Origin of the sequence: Polaromonas sp. (assembly GCF_036676035.1) — a bacterium.
In the GTDB taxonomy this organism is placed as follows: Bacteria; Pseudomonadota; Gammaproteobacteria; order Burkholderiales; family Burkholderiaceae_C; genus Polaromonas.
Map to the genome: position 1 here is coordinate 1 of NZ_JAKFDR010000055.1, position 20,731 is coordinate 20,731.

At 64.1% G+C, this 20,731-nt stretch carries 21 protein-coding genes; 8 read left to right on the top strand and 13 right to left on the bottom strand.

Features of this window, described 5'->3' with window-relative positions; genetic code table 11:
* Positions 1–557 precede the first annotated feature (557 nt).
* The 7 genes from V6M61_RS08370 to V6M61_RS08400 form a co-directional block, all read right to left on the bottom strand.
* A complete protein-coding gene (locus tag V6M61_RS08370; RefSeq protein ID WP_332776107.1) occupies positions 558–1,505 on the bottom strand; it encodes a pseudouridine-5'-phosphate glycosidase in 948 nt (315 codons plus the stop codon).
* 10 nt (positions 1,506–1,515) lie between these two features.
* Positions 1,516–2,145 carry a hypothetical protein gene (locus tag V6M61_RS08375; protein ID WP_332776108.1) on the bottom strand — a complete coding sequence of 210 codons (630 nt, stop codon included), beginning with the start codon at positions 2,143–2,145 and terminating at the stop codon, positions 1,516–1,518.
* Positions 2,146–2,173: 28 nt separating this feature from the next.
* Positions 2,174–2,590, bottom strand: coding sequence for a GFA family protein (locus V6M61_RS08380; protein ID WP_332776109.1), 417 nt, complete (start codon positions 2,588–2,590; stop codon positions 2,174–2,176).
* Positions 2,587–3,378 (bottom strand): DUF899 domain-containing protein, encoded by a 792-nt coding sequence (locus V6M61_RS08385; RefSeq protein ID WP_332776110.1) that lies wholly within the window; start codon positions 3,376–3,378, stop codon positions 2,587–2,589. Before V6M61_RS08385 ends, V6M61_RS08380 begins: the two co-directional genes overlap by 4 nt.
* 163 nt (positions 3,379–3,541) lie before the next feature.
* A complete protein-coding gene (locus V6M61_RS08390) occupies positions 3,542–4,210 on the bottom strand; it encodes a Vgb family protein (RefSeq protein ID WP_332776111.1) in 669 nt (222 codons plus the stop codon).
* A gap of 46 nt (positions 4,211–4,256) precedes the next feature.
* The gene (locus V6M61_RS08395; protein ID WP_332776112.1) at positions 4,257–5,477 is read right to left on the bottom strand and encodes a helix-turn-helix domain-containing protein; all 1,221 of its coding nucleotides are present in this window, start codon (positions 5,475–5,477) and stop codon (positions 4,257–4,259) included.
* A gap of 9 nt (positions 5,478–5,486) precedes the next feature.
* Positions 5,487–5,858: a hypothetical protein gene (locus V6M61_RS08400; protein ID WP_332776113.1), complete on the bottom strand. Its 372-nt coding sequence runs from the start codon at positions 5,856–5,858 to the stop codon at positions 5,487–5,489.
* A gap of 103 nt (positions 5,859–5,961) precedes the next feature.
* Here V6M61_RS08400 and V6M61_RS08405 point away from each other — a divergent pair, with 103 nt between their 5' ends.
* Entirely contained in the window at positions 5,962–6,822 is an 861-nt protein-coding gene (locus tag V6M61_RS08405) for a restriction endonuclease (RefSeq protein WP_332776114.1), read from the top strand.
* 395 nt (positions 6,823–7,217) lie between these two features.
* On the opposite strand, the gene V6M61_RS08410 is transcribed toward V6M61_RS08405, so the two are convergent.
* From V6M61_RS08410 to V6M61_RS08435, 6 genes are all read right to left on the bottom strand, one after another.
* The gene (locus tag V6M61_RS08410; RefSeq protein WP_332776115.1) at positions 7,218–7,817 is read right to left on the bottom strand and encodes a hypothetical protein; all 600 of its coding nucleotides are present in this window, start codon (positions 7,815–7,817) and stop codon (positions 7,218–7,220) included.
* A complete protein-coding gene (locus V6M61_RS08415) occupies positions 7,814–8,557 on the bottom strand; it encodes a hypothetical protein (RefSeq protein ID WP_332776116.1) in 744 nt (247 codons plus the stop codon). The genes V6M61_RS08410 and V6M61_RS08415 overlap by 4 nt, the downstream gene beginning before the upstream one ends.
* A gap of 198 nt (positions 8,558–8,755) precedes the next feature.
* Entirely contained in the window at positions 8,756–11,353 is a 2,598-nt protein-coding gene (gene acnB, locus V6M61_RS08420; RefSeq protein WP_332776117.1) for a bifunctional aconitate hydratase 2/2-methylisocitrate dehydratase, read from the bottom strand.
* 70 nt (positions 11,354–11,423) lie between these two features.
* Positions 11,424–12,101, bottom strand: a complete 678-nt coding sequence (locus V6M61_RS08425) for a hypothetical protein (RefSeq protein WP_332776118.1) — start codon at positions 12,099–12,101, stop codon at positions 11,424–11,426.
* Positions 12,102–12,139: 38 nt separating this feature from the next.
* Entirely contained in the window at positions 12,140–13,129 is a 990-nt protein-coding gene (locus V6M61_RS08430) for an HpcH/HpaI aldolase/citrate lyase family protein (RefSeq protein ID WP_332776119.1), read from the bottom strand.
* 85 nt (positions 13,130–13,214) lie between these two features.
* Positions 13,215–14,201 (bottom strand): malate dehydrogenase, encoded by a 987-nt coding sequence (locus V6M61_RS08435; RefSeq protein WP_332776120.1) that lies wholly within the window; start codon positions 14,199–14,201, stop codon positions 13,215–13,217.
* Positions 14,202–14,411: 210 nt separating this feature from the next.
* On the opposite strand from V6M61_RS08435, the gene V6M61_RS08440 reads away from it, so the two are divergent.
* The 7 genes from V6M61_RS08440 to gltA all read left to right on the top strand — a co-directional run bounded on the left by V6M61_RS08440 (position 14,412) and on the right by gltA (position 20,496).
* Positions 14,412–15,209, top strand: coding sequence for a GntR family transcriptional regulator (locus tag V6M61_RS08440; protein ID WP_332776121.1), 798 nt, complete (start codon positions 14,412–14,414; stop codon positions 15,207–15,209).
* 125 nt (positions 15,210–15,334) lie between these two features.
* Positions 15,335–15,781 carry a succinate dehydrogenase, cytochrome b556 subunit gene (gene sdhC, locus V6M61_RS08445; protein ID WP_332776122.1) on the top strand — a complete coding sequence of 149 codons (447 nt, stop codon included), beginning with the start codon at positions 15,335–15,337 and terminating at the stop codon, positions 15,779–15,781.
* Positions 15,782–15,797: 16 nt separating this feature from the next.
* The gene (sdhD, locus tag V6M61_RS08450; RefSeq protein WP_332776123.1) at positions 15,798–16,163 is read left to right on the top strand and encodes a succinate dehydrogenase, hydrophobic membrane anchor protein; all 366 of its coding nucleotides are present in this window, start codon (positions 15,798–15,800) and stop codon (positions 16,161–16,163) included.
* 40 nt (positions 16,164–16,203) lie between these two features.
* Entirely contained in the window at positions 16,204–18,009 is a 1,806-nt protein-coding gene (sdhA, locus tag V6M61_RS08455; protein ID WP_332776124.1) for a succinate dehydrogenase flavoprotein subunit, read from the top strand.
* Between the two features lie 38 nt (positions 18,010–18,047).
* Positions 18,048–18,752 (top strand): succinate dehydrogenase iron-sulfur subunit, encoded by a 705-nt coding sequence (locus tag V6M61_RS08460; RefSeq protein WP_332776125.1) that lies wholly within the window; start codon positions 18,048–18,050, stop codon positions 18,750–18,752.
* A gap of 88 nt (positions 18,753–18,840) precedes the next feature.
* Complete coding sequence (locus V6M61_RS08465) at positions 18,841–19,161, top strand: FAD assembly factor SdhE (RefSeq protein ID WP_332776126.1); 321 nt, start codon at positions 18,841–18,843, stop codon at positions 19,159–19,161.
* A gap of 24 nt (positions 19,162–19,185) precedes the next feature.
* Positions 19,186–20,496, top strand: a complete 1,311-nt coding sequence (gltA, locus tag V6M61_RS08470) for a citrate synthase (protein WP_332776127.1) — start codon at positions 19,186–19,188, stop codon at positions 20,494–20,496.
* Positions 20,497–20,731: the final 235 nt, after the last annotated feature.

A 20,731-nucleotide genomic window follows, 5' to 3' on the forward strand; every position in this document is an offset into this window, starting at 1 on the left:
GATTTTTGTTCAGGACAAGGCGCAAACCACAGCAATAGCCCCGCTATTGCGCGGATTTGCAACGCCGTCATGGACGAAAAGACGCGGTTTTATGTGCCGGATAGCGTGCAACACCACACTAGGCCTGGGCCGGACAAGAAAGGATTTGTAAAGTTATTGAGGCTTCCATAAATCATGACAGTCAACTTGCTACCGTTCGCCCTGAGCCTGGTCGTTGGGCTTCGCCACTTCGACAAGCTCAGGACAGGCCAGGCTCAGCCCGATCCTTCGATACCTCAGGACGAGCGGGTTCAGGCTTCGACAAGCTCAGCCCGAACGGTGTGGTGTCATGAATTACGAAAACATCAATAGACACGTTTGTGCGGTTGGCGCCGCCAGCCGACCGACATGTTGTTCAATCCGGGCCAAAGCCGACTTGCGCTTGCGAAGGACTGCGCAATGTCGGCATGGCCCGTGCTCTCTCTTTCTGTCCATTGGCTTGGAGCACGTCTCAAGTCGGTCGGGAGCGGTCGCTGGAAGCTGACGCGAAGTTTGGTGGAGAGCGGACGTTCGGGCGGCTACGCTGCGCCCGCCCCACGCCCCGCCCGTGCCAACGCCAACGCCAGCCTTGCCCCCACCTCGGCATTGTGCTTCACGAGCGCGATGTTGGTCGCCAGGCTGCGGCCACCCGTCAGCGCCTTGATGCGAGCCAGCAGGAAGGGTGTCACAGCCTTGCCAGTGATTCCTTGCGCCTTGGCCTCGGCGAGCGCCTGCTGAGTCAGCGCGGCCATCTCTTCGCGCGGCATCGCCGCCGCTTCCGGCACCGGCGTGCTCAGCACCACGCCGCCCGCGAGGCCCAAGTCCCACTTGGTGCGGATGAAGCGTGCCTGTGCCGCCGCGTCGTCCAGCCTGAAGTCCGCTTGATGCCCGCTGTCGCGCGTGTAGAACGCGGCGAAGTTGTCTTGCTCGCAACTGAGCACCGGCACGCCGTGCGTTTCCAGGTATTCCAGCGTGAGCGCTATGTCCAGGATGGACTTCGCACCGGCACACACCACGGCCACCGAGGTTTTCGCCAGCTCCTGCAGGTCGGCCGAGATGTCAAAGCTCTCCTGCGCACCGCGGTGCACGCCGCCAATGCCGCCGGTGACGAAGACCTCAATGCCGGCCAGCGCGGCGCATATCATCGTGCCGGCCACCGTGGTGGCGCCGAGCCCGCCGCCGGCCAGCACTGCGGCTAAGTCCCGGCGGCTGACCTTGTGGGCCTGGCCCGAGCGGCCTAGCAGCTCCAGCTCGTCGTCCGAAAGGCCGATGCGGATGCGCCCGCCGATCAGCGCGATGGTCGCGGGCTCGGCCCCCAGGTCGCGGATCAAGGCCTCCACTTCGCGCGCGGTGCGAACGTTCTCTGGGTAGGGCATGCCGTGGGCGATGATGGTCGATTCCAGCGCCACGAGCGGGCGGCCGGCGGCCTGTGCAGCCGCCACAGGCGCGCTGCGGATCAACCAGGAGTGGGCAAGGTCGGTAACCATGGCTATGCTTTCAATGGTGTGGTTCACCCAAGTGTGCAGCATAAGGCTGGTCTACGGTTTGCTGTGCAGGCGCCTTCCGCTTGCGGCCTCGAAGCAAACGGGCACCGGCATCAAAGCCGCGGCAAACGCCGGTAGCAACCACGCCGGTGACGGCGAGCATCGCCGCTGTGTGAACGCCCACCGCCGCGAGCGCCAGCGTCAGCGGTCCCGATGCGGTCATCTCCAGAACCGATGCGTCCCCTGCGCAAAGCGGAATCAGTGCCGGCACCAGCATCAAGCCGGCGCCGTGCGCGGTGGACATCATGAAGGACCAGAGTGCCAGCCCGGCGTGCCCTGCAGGCGCGCGCGCCGCCTTGGGTGTGCGGCCCGACAGGTGAAGCACTGCGCAGGCGACAAGCAGGCCGCCTGCGAGGACTTGCAGCACGAAGCGATCCATCGCCAGGCCGAACGCCACTGCGCCGGCCACCAGCGCCACCGATGCGGCGTGCCCGGCCGCGATCGGCACCAGGGCCCGCAGTGCCTGCGCCCGGTCGCGCGAACGCAGCCCCCAGGCAGCGGCCAGCATCCAGCCGGTGGCGGGGTTCAGCCCATGAAGGGCGCCAACCCCTGCGACCGCCAGCCATGGCCAAAGGCTTGTCATGTTCCAGGAAATTTGATGGCAGCCGCAATCACGCCGGCGGCATCCTGTCGAACTTCGGCAGGGCCGGATCGAGGTGATCCCAGGCGTGGCCGCGCACGCTGTATGTCACCAGTTGCGGCTTGTACCGGCCCGGGTCGTCCAGGCTCGCAGCGTGCACGGTGAAAAGTTCAGGCATGGCCGCAAACACCAGGTAGACCGGTGACCCGCAGATCGGGCAGAAGGCGCGAGTCTTCACGTTGCCGGAATCGCCGACGATGTCCCAATGCGTCGCTTCGCCCTTGAGTTGCACGCGCTCCCTGCTCGGAAAGGTCAGGTAGGAACCGTGACCGGTGCCGCTCTTGCGCTGGCAGTCGCGGCATTGGCAGTCGTTCGACACCATGGGTTCGCCGGAAATTTCATACCGGATGGCGCCGCAGGCGCATCCGCCGGTGTAGGGCTTGCTCATGCCTGCTCTCCCGAGCAGCAAGCACTGACGGCGGGTGCCGCAGGCGCCAGCGGTGCCGGCTCGTAGCGATCATGGTGGCGCACCCACTCCATCTTGTAGAACACGTCCCGCTCGTCGCGGCCCTTGGGTGTGAGGTCGAGCATGTTGTACGTGCCCATCATCACTTCCACGCCGCGCCCGTAGGTCGAGTAGGTGTGGAATATCTCGCCCGCGTCGTTCTTGTAGAACATGCTGATGCCCGGCGCTTCCTCGCTGGGGAATTCCACCATGCCGTAGTTGTAGTTGACCGCGCCCGTGGCCCGCTCCTGCGGCGTGAAGCTCACGTGGAAGTCGTAATTGAAGTCGTTGCCGTTCGAAGACACCCATTTGAACTGCCAGCCCATGCGCTGGCGGAAGCGCTCGATCTCGGGCAGCGTCGCGCGCGAGACGGCCACGAAGTTCACGTCGCGGTGCTCAAGGTGGATCTTCATGCCTCCGGTGTGATCGGCCATGAAGGAGCAGCTGGGGCAGCCCTGCTCCCAGCCGGGGCCGAACATGAAGTGCTGCACCAGCAGCTGGCGCCGCCCTTCGAAAAAATCGGCGAGCGAGCGCCTGCCTTCGGGCGCGTCGAAGACATAGTTTTTATCGATGCGAACCCAGGGGAGCGCACGGCGCTCGCTGGCGATCTGGTCGGAGAGGCGCGTCAGCTCCTTCTCTTGCGCCAGCAGGGTCTTGCGCTCGGCAAGCCATCGCTCCCTGGACACGACGGGATGGTTTGTGGTGTTCACTTCGGCAGTTGCTGTGCTCATGGTTTTCTCCTTGGCTCGATGAGCCGTTTGCTTGGGTTTACGTTGCGTGGGTCAATGCGCTGCCCGACCCGTGCTGGTAACAGGTGCGCTCGTTCTCGGCCCGTGGGCCGAATGGGGTGTCAGCGGGAGGGCGCTATGCCTTGCGCGCTGGGTTCGATGCGGTCTATGCAGCTTTCGGCCGCCGCACGGCGCGGACTTTTCCGCTCTTTCCGCCGCCGCAATAAAAGAGGTCCGCGCCGTCAGACTCCATGCCGCTGACGCCGACGCCGTGCGGCATCTCCAGCCGCTCGATCACGGCGCCGCTCTTCGGGTCGATCCGGCGGATTTCGCTGTCGTCGCCCTCCCAGGTGCCGTGCCACAGCTCGCCGTCCACCCAGGTCACGCCGGTGACGAAGCGGTTGGATTCAATCGTGCGCTGGATGGCGCCTGTCTTCGGGTCAACCTGGTGGATTTTGCGGTCGCGGTACTGGCCCACCCACAGGCTGCCCTCCGCCCAGGTCAGGCCCGAGTCGCTTCCGCTGCCGGGCGCCGGGATGGACGCCACCACCTTGCCGGTGGCCGGGTCGATCTTGTCGATGCGCGTCTCGGCGATCTGGTAGATGTGCTTGCCGTCAAAGGCGGTGCCGGCGTCGCCCGCGCACTCCAGCGTGCGCGTCTGCTCGCCGCTGGCGGGGTCGAAGGCGATCAGCCTGGCCCCCGTGGCGGCCCAGACACGCTGGCCGTCGTGGGTGACGCCGGCAATGTCATGGACGCCGGGGAAGCCGTACTCGCGCACGATCTCGGCTGGGCGCGCCTTGGGCTCGGGTTTTGCGTTCAGGGTCTTGCGGGTCATCGTTGCTCCTTGTGTTGCACCATTCGTTGATGCGATGGAGTCAACTCTATCCAATCGGCAGCGAAGCGGGGAGTAACAAGATCGTCGTGAATCCCGCCAGCGGTGGCGCCAGCCAGCGCTGTGCCCGCGTCCGCCCGATGGAGCGCACCCGGCCATCGGCTTCCAGATCGGCCAGCGCTCGCTGCACGGTGCGCTGGCTCGCCCCCAGGGCCAGCGCCAGGGCCGAGGTCGACCAGGCCGCGCCGTCCGAGAGCAGCGCCACCAGCGAGGCCTGCTCGCCGTCAATGGGCGGCGCCAGCACGGCGACGTCGCGCTCGGCTAGCGGCCTCAAGATGAAGCCCCGCTCGGTCGCTTCGATATTTGCGAGTGTTTTGACCAGCGCGCGCAGGCGGCCGATCTCCACCCTCAGGCGCGCCCTGTGCGTCTCGTCAGGGCGCCGAGTGCGAAAGGCTGACTCGATCAAGGCTTCGCGGCTCACATCACCAGGCCATGCTTCGGCGAGTGAACGTGCCAGCGAGAACAGCACCGGCCGGCGCGCCAGCGGCCGCCACGCGGCGCCGGCGCCCAGCCCGCGGCGGCAGGCATCGATCACCAGCGCGTCCGAGGCCAGAAGCGCTGAAACCTCGTCGAGGCGCAGCGCCTGCTCGCCATCGGCGGTGAGGCGCCGGGCGGCGGGCCTATCGAGCGCAGCCCGTGCCTCCGCCACTTCGGCCAGGAGCGCCGGTACCTGCGCGCGTTCGGCCGCCGCGTGTGCGCGCGCGAGCGCCATCCGCGCCTCGCCGACGCGCAGCGAGCGCAAGGCAAGCTCGGCTGCGGTCAGTTCGGCCACCGCTCTCAGCGAAGGCGGGAGGCCGCGGGCATCGAGCTGTGCCAGCGCAGCCCTGGCCTCATCAAGCCGGCCGAGCAGCAAAAGCCGGCGCGCCGTGATGAGCCAGGCCTGCAGCGCGTTGGCACTGTCGGCATGCGCCTCCAGCGTGGCCGCCGCCGCCGCCAGTGAGCGCGGCGAGCCGGCGAAGTCGCGCATGGCCATCGCCACCTCGGCCTCTGCCACGACGCAGCGGGCACGCGCCAGTTCTTCATGGGCGCCGAAGCCGCGGGCAGCGCGCCTAAGGAGTTCGCGGGCGCGCGGGTGCTCACCGAGCTGGGCCATGGCGATGCCGCGCAGGGCCAGCGCCGGCGGGTCGTCGCGCAGGGCGACCCGCTTGAGGGCGCCGAGCGCGTCGCCAGCGGCCAGCGCGCGCGCAGAGGCGGTGATCAGGGAATCCATGACCATAGGCTACACCACCCTGCTGATGCAGCGCCGCGCTTGCAACTTTCCGGGCGCTGGCGTGCGCGGCCAGGGATCGGAGTTGAACATGCAGCCCCGGTTCCGCCGGCGACAGAGACATGAACGTCTGGGTTTGGCGGTTGAATCCAAGGCGTTCGACGGCGGCTCTGGGTTGAGATCGTTAAGCAGCTTGCGCGCCCTGTACAGTTCCACGTCCGCCGCCGCATGATCCACCACGGGCGCCGTGTCTACTTCCTTGGCCCCGATGCAGGGTTCGTGTACATAGCTGACCTTGCCCGCCGTCTCGCAGCGGTAGACCGTCTTTTGCGCCAGCGAAACCGCCGGGGGCATCGGGAAAAACAACACGACAAGCCTGCGCATGCGCTCACCTCCCCTTGGTATCGGACGCATCCAGTTTAGCGGCGCAAACCATGCACAATAGGCACGGTGCCAAGGCGACGACGCCTCGGCCAGAGGGAGTGATATGAGCAGAAAAAAGAAAACCAGCACCGCCGAGGACATCCTGGAACTCGTGGCCTTGCTGCCGTGGTGGGGCGGCGTCGCCTTGGCACTTGTCAGCTACCTGGTCCTGCACGCGCTGGCCGCGCCTGACCCCATTCAGGCCCCACAGCCCGGACAAATGGCCGGCTTCGCCATCCGCGCGCTATGGAAAGGCCTGGCGAACGCGGGCCAATACGTGGTTCCCCTGCTGTGCCTGTTTGGCGCCGCCGCGTCGGCCCTACGCCGCCGGCATCGGAGCCAGCTGGCCAGCCAGGTCGCCCGAAGCGACGCCGCTGGTGCGCTGGACGGCATGAGCTGGCGCGAATTTGAACTGCTGGTGGGCGAAGCCTTCCGCCTGCAAGGGTACAAGGTGCTGGAGCTGGGAGGCAGCGGCCCGGACGGCGGCGTCGATCTGGTGCTGATGCGGGGCAAGGAGAAGTTCCTTGTCCAGTGCAAGCAGTGGAAGGCCTTCAAGGTCGGCGTGGCGGTCGTGCGCGAGCTCTACGGCGCCATGGCCGCCAACGGTGCGGCAGGTGGCTTCGTGGTGACCTCGGGCCGCTTCACCGAAGATGCCGTCGCATTCGCGAACGGCCGCAACGTCAGGCTGGTGGATGGCCCCAAACTGCTCGGGCTGTTGCAACAGGCCAGGTCCGCGCAGGCCGCCACGCCACGACAGGAGGCCGCAACGCCAAGGGCTGCGCCGCCAATGGATGCCACTCCCGCATGCCCCTCATGTGGCGCCGCCATGGTGCGGCGCACTGCAAAGCGCGGCGCCAATGTGGGCGCGGCTTTCTGGGGATGTGCGAGCTACCCGGCCTGCAAGGGTGTGCGGTCGATTGCCTGAAAAGAGTCAGAGGCACGAGGCGGCCGTGGCATGAGGTGGGTGGCACATAACGGCCACAAGGCGACGGTCAGGGGCCGCACGTTGAACGTCAGGAAACAGTCGACAAACCGTCTCCCAGCAGTTCAACCTTGGGTCAGCGTGAGAGATTCCAGCAGAAGTGATCAGCAGTGGATTCCGATAAGAAGTTGGTGGGCCTTGCGTATGCGCTCCAGCGGAGGTCCGCAGTTCATGCATCAGGCACCCCTCGATGCCACGCAGTTCGCTTGCAGGGGGCAACGGCGAACCACCGCGTCGGCAAGGAGGAAGAGGCGTATAGCAAAGGCCGGCGAGGTGCGCTTCTACTTGCCGTGTGCGGCGAGGTCGATCAGGTGCGTGTCAAACAGGTACGGCATGGCCTACCAACCTGCCGGCGATTGCCAGCCCTCACGACGTATCACCCAATCGCCCAAGAAGCGCCGGTACTCCGCAACGTTGGGAAGTGTCCTCTTGAAGGTCCGAGCAACCTCGGGCCTGCCCTTGCGAAATGAGTTGCGTTGAAAGCCGTCGTAGCCCACTGCCTGCATGCCAGCGTTGGCAATGGCTTGGCACCACGCGCGGACATTGCCAACATGAGCGAGGAGATCAGGCTGGCAGAGGCTTTGGTCGGTAAGCTGGCCATGGAACACCTTGTTCCTGACCTCGATGGCGTTGTCGATGCCGAGGCGAAGCGGCTGGTACGACGCACCGATCAGTTGATCTAGCGACATCGGCAAAATGCCATCGATACCGCGCACGAAGCCTTCGAAGTAGCACCGCTTGCGCTCCCACAGCGCCGTACGCAGCGCTGGGACGTCCGCCCGTGTGAACGCCGGGCACTGAAACACGATGTGCGTGAAGAGCCTACGGATCTGCCGATCGGCCTTGATGACGCTGAGTGCGAACGCATCAATGCCGCTGGTTGCGACACCGGCGTTTGCCACAAGATCGACTGTCGCAAACTCGTTCTCGATACTCATGGTTGGTCAGGTGCGGCCGACAACCGCAGGAAGTGCTTCATGAATGAGGCCGTCAGCTCGAAGATGATCTCGATCTCCGAGGTGATGACGGCGTCGTCGTGCTTGACATAGGTGTTCTGGTAGCCGGCGTAGTAATCCACCAGTTTCTGGAACATGTTGGCCAGTTCCTTGGAGCCGCCCTTGGAGCGGACGAACTGGCCGACCGCCGGCACCTGGTTCTCCAGCGACTTGCCATTGCCGAACATGTCGCGAAGCAGCAACTCCAGCGCCAAGCGCAGATCATCCAGCGTGTTGCGTCGGAAGATGCCGTGGTCATGCTTCTGCAGCGCCTCGTCGAACAGCTTCCGCACTGCATCGTGACCAGTCAGCCAGTGGCGCGTCTCAACGACAAGCGTGCGGTGCATGTCGGTCTGCTGGTCCTGGTCTGCAAACTCCGCGTACTCGGTCATCAGCTTGACCTTAAGCCGCGTCAGCGCCGCGTTCGAGCCGTCGGCATTCAGCCGGTCGCACAGTTCGCGAATGATCTGATACTGCTGCTTGGGGGCGAAGACGACCAGGTTGTCGAGCAGCGCCGTGCGCTTGTTTGGACAATCGAAGGGATAGCGCGCGTGCGGGATGTCGACGCCGAAGTCAGCGGCGTAGGCGCTTGTGATCTCGACTAGCTTCGGCCCCGTGAGGCCGTTCGCCGTCAGTTCGGTAGCGGCGTGGGAGATAAAGGCGGTTGGAATGCGGTCGCGCATCCACCAATGTTACTCTGTGTCCCAGAGCGGCCGTTCCGTTATCCCCCGGCCAGTGTCTGGGTTGGGTCGTCTCCAGCCACTCACGCGACCAAGTTCCCCACAGGGGTAAGGCTTTCGCAAACCCGTTTTCATCTCTAAACGGCATCAACAAAAAAGCGGCCCGCAGGCCGCTTTTTCAGTTGAGCACGAAAGCCCCGCTCAAACCGCCACTTCCCTGGCCGTCTGCGCGTATTCCTCGATCTGGTCGAAGTTCATGTAGCGGTAGACCTTGGCGGCGTCCTTGTTGATGACGCCCATGTCCGCGTGGTACTCCTCCACCGTCGGGATGCGGCCGAGCTTGGAGGCGATGGACGCGAGTTCGGCCGAGGCCAGAAACACGTTGGTGTTCTTGCCCAGGCGGTTGGGGAAGTTGCGGGTGCTGGTGGACACGACCGTGGCGCCTTCGCGCACCTGGGCCTGGTTGCCCATGCACAGGCTGCAGCCGGGCATTTCGGTGCGGGCGCCTGCCGCGCCGAACACGCCGTAGTGGCCTTCCTTGGTCAGCTCGGCGGCGTCCATCTTGGTGGGCGGGGCCACCCAGAGCTTGACCGGGATGTCGCGCTTGCCTTCGAGCAGCTTGGACGCCGCGCGGAAGTGGCCGATGTTGGTCATGCACGAGCCGATGAAGACTTCGTCGATCTTGGTGTTCTGCACGGCCGACAGCGGCTTGGCGTCATCGGGGTCGTTCGGGCAGCACAGGATGGGTTCCTTGATGTCGGCCAGGTCGATCTCGATGATTTCGGCGTATTCAGCGTCTTTGTCGGCTTCCAGCAGTTCGGGCTTGGCCAGCCAGGCTTCCACGGCCTTGATGCGGCGCTCCAGGCTGCGCTTGTCGGCGTAGCCGTCGGCGATCATGTTCTTCATCAGCACGATGTTGCTGGTGAGGTATTCCTTGACCGGCTCGGGGTTGAGCTTGACGGTGCAGCCGGCGGCGGAGCGCTCGGCGGAGGCGTCGCTCAGCTCAAAAGCTTGCTCCACCTTCAGGTCTGGCAGGCCTTCGATTTCGAGGATGCGGCCCGAGAAGGCGTTGATCTTGCCCTGCTTGGCCACGGTCAGCAGGCCCTGCTTGATGGCGTACAGCGGAATCGCGTGCACCAGGTCGCGCAGCGTGATGCCGGGCTGCATCTGGCCCTTGAAGCGCACCAGAATCGATTCGGGCATGTCCAGCGGCATGACGCCGGTGGCGGCGCCGAAGGCCACCAGGCCGGAGCCGGCGGGGAAGCTGATGCCGATCGGAAAGCGCGTGTGGCTGTCGCCGCCGGTGCCCACGGTGTCGGGCAGCAGCAGGCGGTTCAGCCAGGAATGGATCACGCCGTCGCCCGGGCGCAAGGCCACGCCGCCACGGTTGCTGATGAAGGCGGGCAGTTCGCGGTGGGTCTTCACGTCCACCGGCTTGGGGTAGGCGGCCGTGTGGCAAAAGGACTGCATCACCATGTCGGCACTGAAGCCCAGGCAGGCCAGGTCTTTCAGCTCGTCGCGGGTCATGGGGCCGGTGGTGTCCTGGCTGCCCACGGTGGTCATCCTGGGCTCGCAATAGGTGCCGGGGCGGATGCCCTGCTGGTTGCCATTGACGACCGGCAGACCGCAGGCGCGGCCGACCATTTTCTGCGCGACGGTAAAGCCCTTGGTCGAGACAGCGGGGGCTTGCGGCAGGCGGAACGTGGTGCTGGCGGCCAGGCCCAGGAACTCGCGCGCCTTGGCCGTCAGGCTGCGGCCGATGATCAGGTTGATGCGGCCGCCGGCGCGCACTTCGTCGAACAGCACCTCGCTCTTGAGCTTGAACTCGGCGGCGGCCTTGCCGTCCTTCTCGATCTTGCCGTCATACGGATAGATATCGATCACATCGCCCATGTTGAAAGCCGACACGTCGACTTCGATCGGCAGCGCGCCCGAGTCTTCCTGGGTATTGAAGAAGATCGGAGCGATCTTGCCGCCCAGGGTGACGCCGCCGAAGCGCTTGTTGGGCACGAACGGGATGTCCTGGCCGGTGGCCCAGATCACGCTGTTGGTGGCCGACTTGCGGCTGGAGCCGGTGCCCACCACGTCACCGACGTAGGCCACCAGGTGGCCCTTCTGCTTGAGGTCTTCGATGAACTTCATCGGGCCGCGCTTGCCGTCTTCCTCGGGCGTGATGCCGGGGCGGGCGTTCTTGAGCATGGCCAGGTAGTGCAGCGGGATGTCGGGACGGCTCCAGGCGTCGGGCGCGGGCGACAGGTCGTCGGTGTTGGTCTCGCCGGTGACCTTGAACACGGTCACGGTGATCTTCTGGGCCACTTCGGGGCGGCTGGTGAACCACTCGGCGTCGGCCCAGCTCAGGATCACTTCCTTGGCAAACGTATTGCCGGCCTTGGCCTTCTCGGCCACGTCGTGGAAGAAGTCGAACATCAGCAGAGTCTTCTTCAGGCCCGCGGCGGCCACGGCCGCCACGTCCTGGTCGTCCAGCAGGTCGATCAGCGGCTTGACGTTGTAGCCGCCCACCATGGTGCCCAGCAGCTCGGTGGCCTTGGCCTTGGAGACCAGCGCGACGGAGAAGTCACCATGCGCGACAGCCGCCAGGAAGCTGGCCTTGACCTTGGCCGCGTCGTCCACGCCCGGAGGCACGCGGTGCGTCAGCAGGTCCAGCAGGAAGGCGTCCTCGCCGGCCGGCGGGGCCTTGATCAGCTCGATCAGCTCGGCTGTCTGCTGGGCCGACAGCGGCAGCGGCGGGATGCCGAGCGCGGCGCGTTCGGCTACATGGTCACGATAGGCCTGCAACATTTTTTCTCCAGTGATTCAAAAAGTCGTTGAAAAAGGGGTGGGGCAAAACTTGTAAAGCTTGTTTGGATGCTTATTGGGGGCTGGACGCCGGCTGCGCAGGTGCTGCGGGGACTGCAGGGGCCGTGGCCTGCCCGATGGGTGCTGTTGCCGGTGCCACAACAACGCTGGCGGCAGGGGTCGCCAAAGGCGCAGAAGCGGGCGGCATTGCAGGACGGGGCGCGTCCAGCACGCTGGGCGCCGGGTTGGCCTTCAGGGCCTCGGCGACGGCCGCCTGCGCGGGGCTCATGCACTCATCGGCCAGGCGAATGCCCAGCTTCTGGTTCATCAGCATCGATTTGTTGGCCAGTTGCAGCCAGACGGCGCCGGCCTTGCGGTCTTCCAGGCGGATGGCGCCCGTGGTGGTGGCCACCGGGAACATGCGGTACCTGAAATTTTTACCGTCGACATTGAAATAGCCCGGGGCCTTGGCGTCGGCCGCCAGTGTGACCGATGTACCGAGTTCGCAAGGCAGCTTGCCCACGTGCACACGCTCGGCAATGGCCAGCTCATCAGGCGTCAGCGCTGCTTCGGCGGCTTCTATGCCGGCGGCGATATTCTTGGCGGTGCTCTTGATTTCTGTACGGCTGACGCTGCGTTTCTTTTTAGCCGGTTCCTGGGCAGCGGTGTCGGCCGCAGGCTTGGCCGCGGTCTGCGCCGGAACCAGCGCTGGCGCCAGCAGAAGCATGGCGGCGGTGAGGATGGTTTTCATGCGGTTTTCGTGATGTGTTGAAGCACGGTGCTTGAAGCTCAGTGAAGAGCTGTCGTGAAATAGGCTTGCGCCTCGGCGGGCAGCGCCCGGCCGGTTTGATGCGCGCGCTCCAGCACCTGCCAGAAGTAGCGGTAGCTGGCGCGGTCGTGCAGTTGACCTTCAAAACTGATGGGCGCCCAATCAGCCTGGGCGCCGGCAGCTATTATTTTTGTAGCATTTTCGATGTCACGCTCGCCCGGCGCAAACGCCTCCAGAATCGGACGGATCTGGTTCGGGTGAATGCTCCACATGCGGGTGTAGCCCAGCTCGCGGGCTGCCCGGCGGGCGGCGGCCTGCATGACGGCCGTGTCGCTGAACTCGGTGACCACGCAATGCGAAGGCACTTTGCCCCAGGCATGGCAGGCCGATGCGATCTCCAGCTTGGCGCGCACCACCAGCGGATGCGTGAACTGGCCCTGGCTGCTCATGCCCTCGGCAGGAATCGCACCGCCATGGGCAGAGACAAAATCCATGAGGCCGAAGCTAAGGGACTGCACCCGCGGATGCGCCGCAATCTCGAAGGCGCGCTGCACCGCGGCCGGCGACTCAATCAGCACATGCAGGGGCAGGTGAGCGGCGCGGGCATCCAGCAGGGCTTTCTCGGCCCGGACCACGTCATCCAGCGACTCGACCTTGGGAATCATGATGTGGCTGAGCTTGTGCCCCACCCTGCCGGCGATCGTGGCCATGTCGGCCTCAAACGCGGGGTGATCGACCGGGTGAACGCGCACCGCCACGCGGGCCTTGTCACTGGCCAGCAGCGCCAGGGCCACCACCAGTGCGGCGTGGTCGGCTTCTCCGCCCACCGGGGCGCCGTCTTCACAGTCCAGCGTCACGTCAAACACGCAGGCGCCGAACTCCTCGGTCATCTCGGCTTGCAGCGCAAGGCTCTTGCGCATCCGCGCCTCCACGCCGCTGTAGTGGTCGCAAACAGGTAGAACACTGCTTGCTGCCTGAGCGCCGAGGAGAATGTCGCGGGGGTGGGTCATGTGGGTTGTCATTGCGGGCTTGACCCGGGATCCATGGATTGCGGGTCAAGCCCGCAATGACAAGGCCGGGACGCCCGCATGTGATTTACAGCAGGTGGGCGACGCCGGCCTGCTCGTCCTGCAACTCTTTCAGGGTCTTGTTGATGCGTTCCTGGCTGAACTCGTCAATCGCCAGGCCTTCGACCAGCTTGTACTCGCCGCCTGCGCAGGTGACGGGGAAGCCGAACATGACGTCTTTCGGAATGCCGTACTGGCCGTCGGACGGGATGCCCATGGTGACCCACTTGCCGTTGGTGCCCAGGGCCCAGTCGCGCATGTGGTCAATCGCGGCGTTGGCAGCCGATGCGGCAGAAGACACGCCGCGCGCCTCGATGATGGCCGCGCCGCGCTTGCCCACGGTGGGCAGGAAGGTGTCGGCATTCCAGACCTGGTCGTTGATCAGGTCCTTGACGTTTTTGCCGCCCACGGTGGCAAAGCGGTAGTCGGCATACATCGTGGGCGAGTGGTTGCCCCAGACGGTGAGTTTTTCGATGTCGGCCACTTTCGTGCCGGTTTTGGCGGCGATCTGGCTCAGGGCGCGGTTGTGGTCCAGGCGCAGCATGGCGGTGAAGTTTTTGCGCGGCAGGTCGGGCGCGCTCTTCATGGCGATATAGGCGTTGGTGTTGGCCGGGTTGCCGACGACCAGCACCTTGACATTGCGGCTGGCGACGGCGTTGAGCGCCTTGCCCTGTGCGGTGAAAATCTGTGCATTGGCGGCCAGCAGGTCGGCGCGCTCCATGCCGGGGCCGCGCGGGCGGGCGCCGACCAGCAAGGCGTAGTCGGTGTCCTTGAAGGCGGTCATCGGGTCGCTGTGGGCCTCAATGCCGGCGAGCAACGGGAAAGCGCAGTCGTCGAGTTCCATGATCACGCCTTTCAGCGCTTTCTGCGGGCCTTCAACGGGAACTTCGAGCAATTGCAAAATGACGGGCTGGTCTTTGCCCAGCATTTCGCCGGAGGCAATGCGGAACAGCAATGCATAACCGATTTGACCTGCGGCACCGGTGACAGCAACACGGACGGGTTTTTTGCTCATGATTGAGAACTCCAGGAAAGTTGTAAATCGGTTGAAATGACTGAATGACTTGAAGCGAGGGCTGGGACGCAGGCCTTGGAACCGAAAAATACCGGTGCAATCAGCAGCCTGCGCATTGAACTCAGCCCAAGATTTTACGCTCCCTCAGCGCCGCGCGTCAACTTGTCTTATGTCTTATATAAGATATGATTCAGGGAAATTGACCTTTTTATGGCAACCCACCCCCTTTCCCCGTCAGAGCCCTTGCCCACCGCCGCCGACCCCGGTGCGGGGTCCGCCGTCGCACCGGCTTTCAGCCCGCTGTACCAGCAGATCAAGGCCCTGATTTTGCAAAGCCTGCAGGCGGGCGAGTGGAAACCGGGTGAACTGATTCCCAGCGAAATGGACCTGGCGGCGCGCTTTCGCGTGAGCCAGGGCACCGTGCGAAAAGCCATTGACGAGCTGGCGGCCGAAAACCTGGTAATGCGCCGTCAGGGCCGAGGCACCTTTGTGGCCACCCACGCCGAGCGGCATGTGCAGTACCGCTTTCTGCGGCTGATGCCCGAGAGCGGCGATGCCAGCAGCGAAGGGCCGGCCGAGCGCAAGATCATTGACTGCAAGCGCCTGCGCGCACCGGCCGACATCGCCCGCTCGCTGGCCCTGCGCAGCGGCGACGCGGTGCTGCAGGTTCGCCGTGTGCTGGCCTTTCAGGGCACTCCCACCATTCTCGAAGACCTGTGGCTGCCGGGCGGCCCCTTCAAGGGACTGACGGCAGAGCGGCTGGCCGATGACCGGGGCCCCATGTACGCGCTGTTTGAAGCCGAGTTCGGCGTTCGCATGGTCCGCGCTGAAGAAAAAATCCGGGCCGTCGCTGCCGATGCGTCCGCCGCAGAACTGCTGCAGGTGCCGCTGGGCGAGCCCTTGCTGAGCGTCGAGCGCATCGCCTTCACCTACAACGACACACCCATGGAGTTGCGCCGCGGCCTGTACCGGACCGACACCCATCACTACAAAAACGAGCTTAGTTGAGGCGATTCCTCAAGCAAGCTGCAAACGTTTGTAAATAGCTTGCTGCATTGCAATAGAATTTAGCCGTTTTAGCTGTAATTGCATTCCGAGTTACCAACCAGTTACATCCCCACGAAAGCCCCACAATGACAGAGCTGGCATCCAAACAGCGTCCCAAGCGGCCCGAGTTCCGCAACATCAACGCTTTTACCGACCTCCCCTCCTACCGTCTGCCCCTGGCCGGCATTGTCTCCATCCTGCATCGCATCAGCGGCGCCATCATGTTCCTGCTGATGCCCTTCATCATCTGGATGTTTGACACCTCGGTGTCTTCCGAGATTTCATTTGCCAGGTTCACGTCGGCCTTCAATGCCGGCATGCTCGGCTTGCCGGGCGTGATCTGGAAACTGGTGGCGCTGGCGCTGATCTGGGCCTACCTGCACCACTTCATCGCCGGCCTGCGCCACCTGTGGATGGACATCAGCCACGCGGCCGTCAGCAAGGAATTTGGCAAATCGTCGGCCTCCTTCACGCTGGCCGCGAGCATTGGCCTGACGCTCGTGCTGGGCGCCAAGCTGTTTGGCCTTTACTAATTCGAAGGAGCACACCATGTCTGTTAACTACGGCTCCAAACGTCTCGTTGTCGGCGCGCATTACGGCTTGCGCGACTGGCTGGCTCAGCGCGTCACCGCGGCCCTGATGGCCCTCTTCACCCTGCTGGTGCTGGGCCAGGTAATCTTCAGCAGAGGCCCCATCGGCTACGACAAATGGGCCGGCATCTTTGCCTCGCAGTGGATGAAGGTGCTGACCTTCACCATCATCATCGCCTTGGCTTATCACGTGTGGGTCGGCATGCGCGACATCTGGATGGACTACATCAAGCCCACCTGGCTGCGCCTGTCACTCCAGGTATTCACCATCGTCTGGCTGGTCGGCTGCGCCGGCTGGGCCATCCAGGTCCTGTGGCGCCTCTGAGCGGCGCTGACCTTCCCTGAATACTGGAACTGTAAAAATCATGACTGCTTCATCCAACCCAGCAAAACTTCCCAAGCGCAAATTTGACGTGGTGATCGTCGGTGCCGGCGGCTCCGGCATGCGCGCCTCGCTGCAACTGGCCCGCGCCGGCCTCAATGTGGCCGTGCTCTCCAAAGTGTTTCCGACCCGCTCGCACACCGTGGCGGCCCAGGGCGGCATCGGCGCCTCGCTCGGCAACATGAGCGAGGACAACTGGCACTACCACTTCTACGACACCGTCAAGGGCTCCGACTGGCTCGGCGACCAGGACGCGATCGAGTTCATGTGCCGCGAAGCGCCCAAGGTCGTGTACGACCTCGAGCACATGGGCATGCCGTTCGACCGCAACCCCGACGGCACGATTTACCAGCGCCCGTTCGGCGGCCACACCGCCAACTACGGCGAAAAGCCCGTGCAACGCGCCTGCGCCGCGGCCGACCGCACCGGCCACGCCATGCTGCACACGCTGTACCAGCAAAACGTCAAGGAAAAGACCAGCTTCTTCGTCGAGTGGATGGCGCTGGACCTGATCCGCGACGCCGACGGCGATGTGGTCGGCGTGACGGCGCTGGAAATGGAAACCGGCGACGTGCACATCTTCGAAGCCAAGACCACGCTGCTGGCCACCGGCGGTGCGGGCCGTATTTTTGCCGCCTCCACCAACGCCTTCATCAACACCGGCGACGGCCTGGGCATGGCGGCACGCGCCGGCATCCCGCTGGAAGACATGGAGTTCTGGCAGTTCCACCCCACCGGCGTGCATGGCGCCGGCGTGCTGCTGACCGAAGGCTGCCGCGGCGAGGGTGCCATTTTGATCAACAGCAATGGCGAGCGCTTCATGGAGCGTTATGCGCCCACGCTGAAAGACCTGGCGCCGCGCGACTTCGTCTCGCGCTGCATGGACCAGGAGATCAAGGAAGGCCGCGGCTGCGGCCCGAACAAGGACCATGTGCTGCTCAAGCTCGACCACCTAGGTGCCGAGACCATCATGAAGCGCCTGCCCTCGGTGTACGAGATTGGCCACAACTTCGCCAACGTCGACATCACCAAGGAGCCGATTCCGGTGGTGCCGACCATCCACTACCAGATGGGCGGCATTCCGACCAACATCCATGGCCAGGTCGTCACGCAAAACGCGGCCAACGAAAGCGTGGTGGTCAATGGCCTGTACGCCGTCGGCGAATGCTCCTGCGTGAGCGTGCACGGCGCCAACCGCCTGGGCACCAATTCGCTGCTGGACCTGCTGGTGTTCGGCCGCGCGGCCGGCAACCACATTGTCGAGTTCAACAACAAGAACAAGACCCACAAGCCCCTGCCCGCGGACGCCGCCGACAAGACGCTGGCACGCCTGGAGCGCCTGGACAACGCCAGCAGCGGCGAGTACGCCCAGGACGTGGCCAACGACATCCGCGCCGCCATGCAACTGCATGCCGGTGTGTTCCGCACCCAGGCGGCCATGGACGCCGGCGTGGCCAAGATCGCCGAGTTGCGCGAGCGCGTCAAGGCCATCAACCTCAAGGACAAGTCCAGGGTGTTCAACACCGCGCGCATCGAAGCGCTCGAGGTGGAGAACCTGATTGAAGCCGCGCAGGCGACCATCGTCTCGGCCGCCGCCCGCCACGAAAGCCGCGGCGCGCACACGGTTGATGACTACGCCGACAGCCCCGAGCACCCGAACGGGCGCAACGACACCGACTGGCACAAGCACACCCTGTGGCACAGCGAAGGCAACCGCCTCTCGTACAAGCCCGTGCAGATGAAGCCGCTGACCGTCGAATCCGTGCCCCTGAAAATCCGTACCTTCTAAAGACGGCTGTCGAGCAAAGAAAAGAAGCGAGAACCCCCATGACCAAACGCACTTTCCAGATTTACCGCTACGACCCCGATACCGACGCCAAGCCCTACATGCAGACCATCGAGGTCGAGCTCGATGGCAGCGAGCGCATGCTGCTGGACGCCCTGATGAAGCTCAAGGCGCAGGACCCGACGATCTCCTTCCGCCGCTCCTGCCGCGAAGGCGTCTGCGGCTCGGACGCGATGAACATCAACGGCAAAAACGGCCTGGCCTGCCTGACCAACATGCGCACGCTGAAAGACCCGATCGTGCTCAAGCCGCTGCCCGGCCTGCCGGTGGTGCGCGACCTGATCGTCGACATGACGCAGTTCTTCAAGCAGTACAACTCGATCAAGCCCTACCTGATCAATGACAATGTGCCGCCCGAAAAAGAGCGCCTGCAAAGCCCGGAAGAGCGTGAAGAGCTCAACGGCCTGTACGAGTGCATTTTGTGCGCCAGCTGCTCCACCAGCTGCCCCAGCTTCTGGTGGAATCCCGACAAGTTCGTCGGCCCGGCTGGCCTGCTGCAGGCCTACCGCTTCATCGCCGACAGCCGCGACGAAGCCACCGCCGAGCGCCTGGACAACCTGGAAGACCCGTACCGCCTGTTCCGCTGCCACACCATCATGAACTGCGTGGACGTTTGCCCCAAAGGGCTGAACCCCACCCAGGCGATTGGCAAAATCAAGGAAATGATGGTTTTGCGCGCCGTCTAGAAATATGGCCCCCACGCTTGTCACTGCGTGTACTGCGCTGCCCCCCGAGGGGGCTAATTTTCCTAGGGGCGGCCCGTCGGAAAATTGCGTGGTTCCCTCGCCCGGCACAGATGCGTCGGTGTTGCTCGATGAGCGCGCTTTAAGCAAGCTCAAGTGGCGCTGCCGCCGGGGCCTGCTTGAAAATGACCTGTTCATCGAGAAGTTTTTTCTCCGGTACGAAGCAGGGTTGACCGTCAGGCAGGCAAAAGGCTTGAGTGATTTAATGGATTTATCGGACAACGACCTGCTCGATTTGCTGCTAAAACGCAAAGAGCCCGGTGAGTTGTCACAAGCGAGCGCCTCGACCGGTGAAGCGCTTGACGTATTGAACATGCTGCGGGTCCCCTCGGCCCCGGCGCTGGTGCTCTAACTTGGAAGCAGAAGGAAAGATGACATGAAACTCGCGGATAACAAAGCCACCCTGTCGTTCAGCAACGGCAGCCCCAGTGTTGAGCTGCCGGTGTACCACGGCAATGTAGGCCCTGATGTGGTCGACATTCGCAAGCTGTACGCCCAGACTGGCATGTTCACCTACGACCCCGGTTTCCTGTCGACGGCGGCCTGCCAGTCGGCCATCACCTACATTGATGGCGACAAGGGCGAGCTGCTGTACCGCGGCTACCCGATCGAGCAGCTCGCCACCAACTGCGACTACCTTGAAACCTGCCACCTGCTGCTCTACGGAGAGCTGCCCAATGGTGACCAGAAGAAAGACTTCGTCAGCCGCGTGACCAACCACACCATGGTCAACGAGCAGATGCAGTTTTTCCTGCGTGGCTTTCGCCGTGATGCCCACCCCATGGCCATCATGACCGGCCTGGTCGGCGCCCTGTCGGCCTTCTACCATGACAGCACCGACATCAACAATCCCGTGCACCGCGAGATTGCCGCGATCCGCCTGATCGCCAAGATGCCCACACTCGTGGCCATGGCCTACAAGTACACCGTGGGCCAGCCCTACATGTACCCCAAGAACAACCTGAGCTACGCCGGCAACTTCCTGCACATGATGTTTGCCACGCCCTGCGAAGAGTACAAGGTCAACCCGGTGCTCGAGCGCGCGCTGGACCGCATCTTCATCCTGCACGCCGACCATGAGCAGAACGCCTCGACCTCCACGGTTCGCCTGTGCGGCTCCTCCGGCACCAACCCGTTTGCCGCCATCGCAGCCGGCGTGGCCTGCCTCTGGGGCCCGGCCCACGGCGGCGCCAACGAAGCCGCCCTCAACATGTTGGGCGATATCCAGAAAAACGGCGGCATCGAGAAAATCGGCGACTTCATCAAGCAGGTCAAGGACAAGAACTCCGGCGTCAAGCTGATGGGCTTCGGCCACCGCGTCTACAAAAACTACGACCCGCGCGCCAAGCTGATGCAGGAAACCTGCAAGGAAGTGCTGAGCGAAATGGGCCTGGAAAACGACCCGCTGTTCAAGCTGGCCATGGCCCTGGAAAAGATTGCGCTGGAAGACGACTACTTCGTCTCGCGCAAGCTCTACCCCAACGTCGACTTCTACTCCGGCATCGTGCAGCGCGCCATCGGCATCCCCGTGCCGCTGTTCACCGCCATCTTCGCGCTGGCCCGCACGGTCGGCTGGATCGCCCAGCTCAACGAGATGATTGGCGACCCCGAGTACAAGATTGGCCGCCCACGCCAGCTGTTCACGGGTTCCGTCCCGCGTGACGTCCAGCCTCTGGCCAAGCGTTAATCACGGCTCGCACCTCAAAGTAAAGCCCGCCCGGTGGCCACGCCGGGCGGGCTTTTTTACACCGGCCAGTCGGGCAATTCGCTATATTTTTGATAGCTAATCACGCCCGCTTTGCACGGGCTGAGACCGTAAAACGCTCATGAAGAAAAGCTTAAATCCGCCCAACACCTGGCTGGCGACAATACCGTCAGCTTGAGTTTCGCGCAACACGATCCTGCCGATTGCACTCGAATTC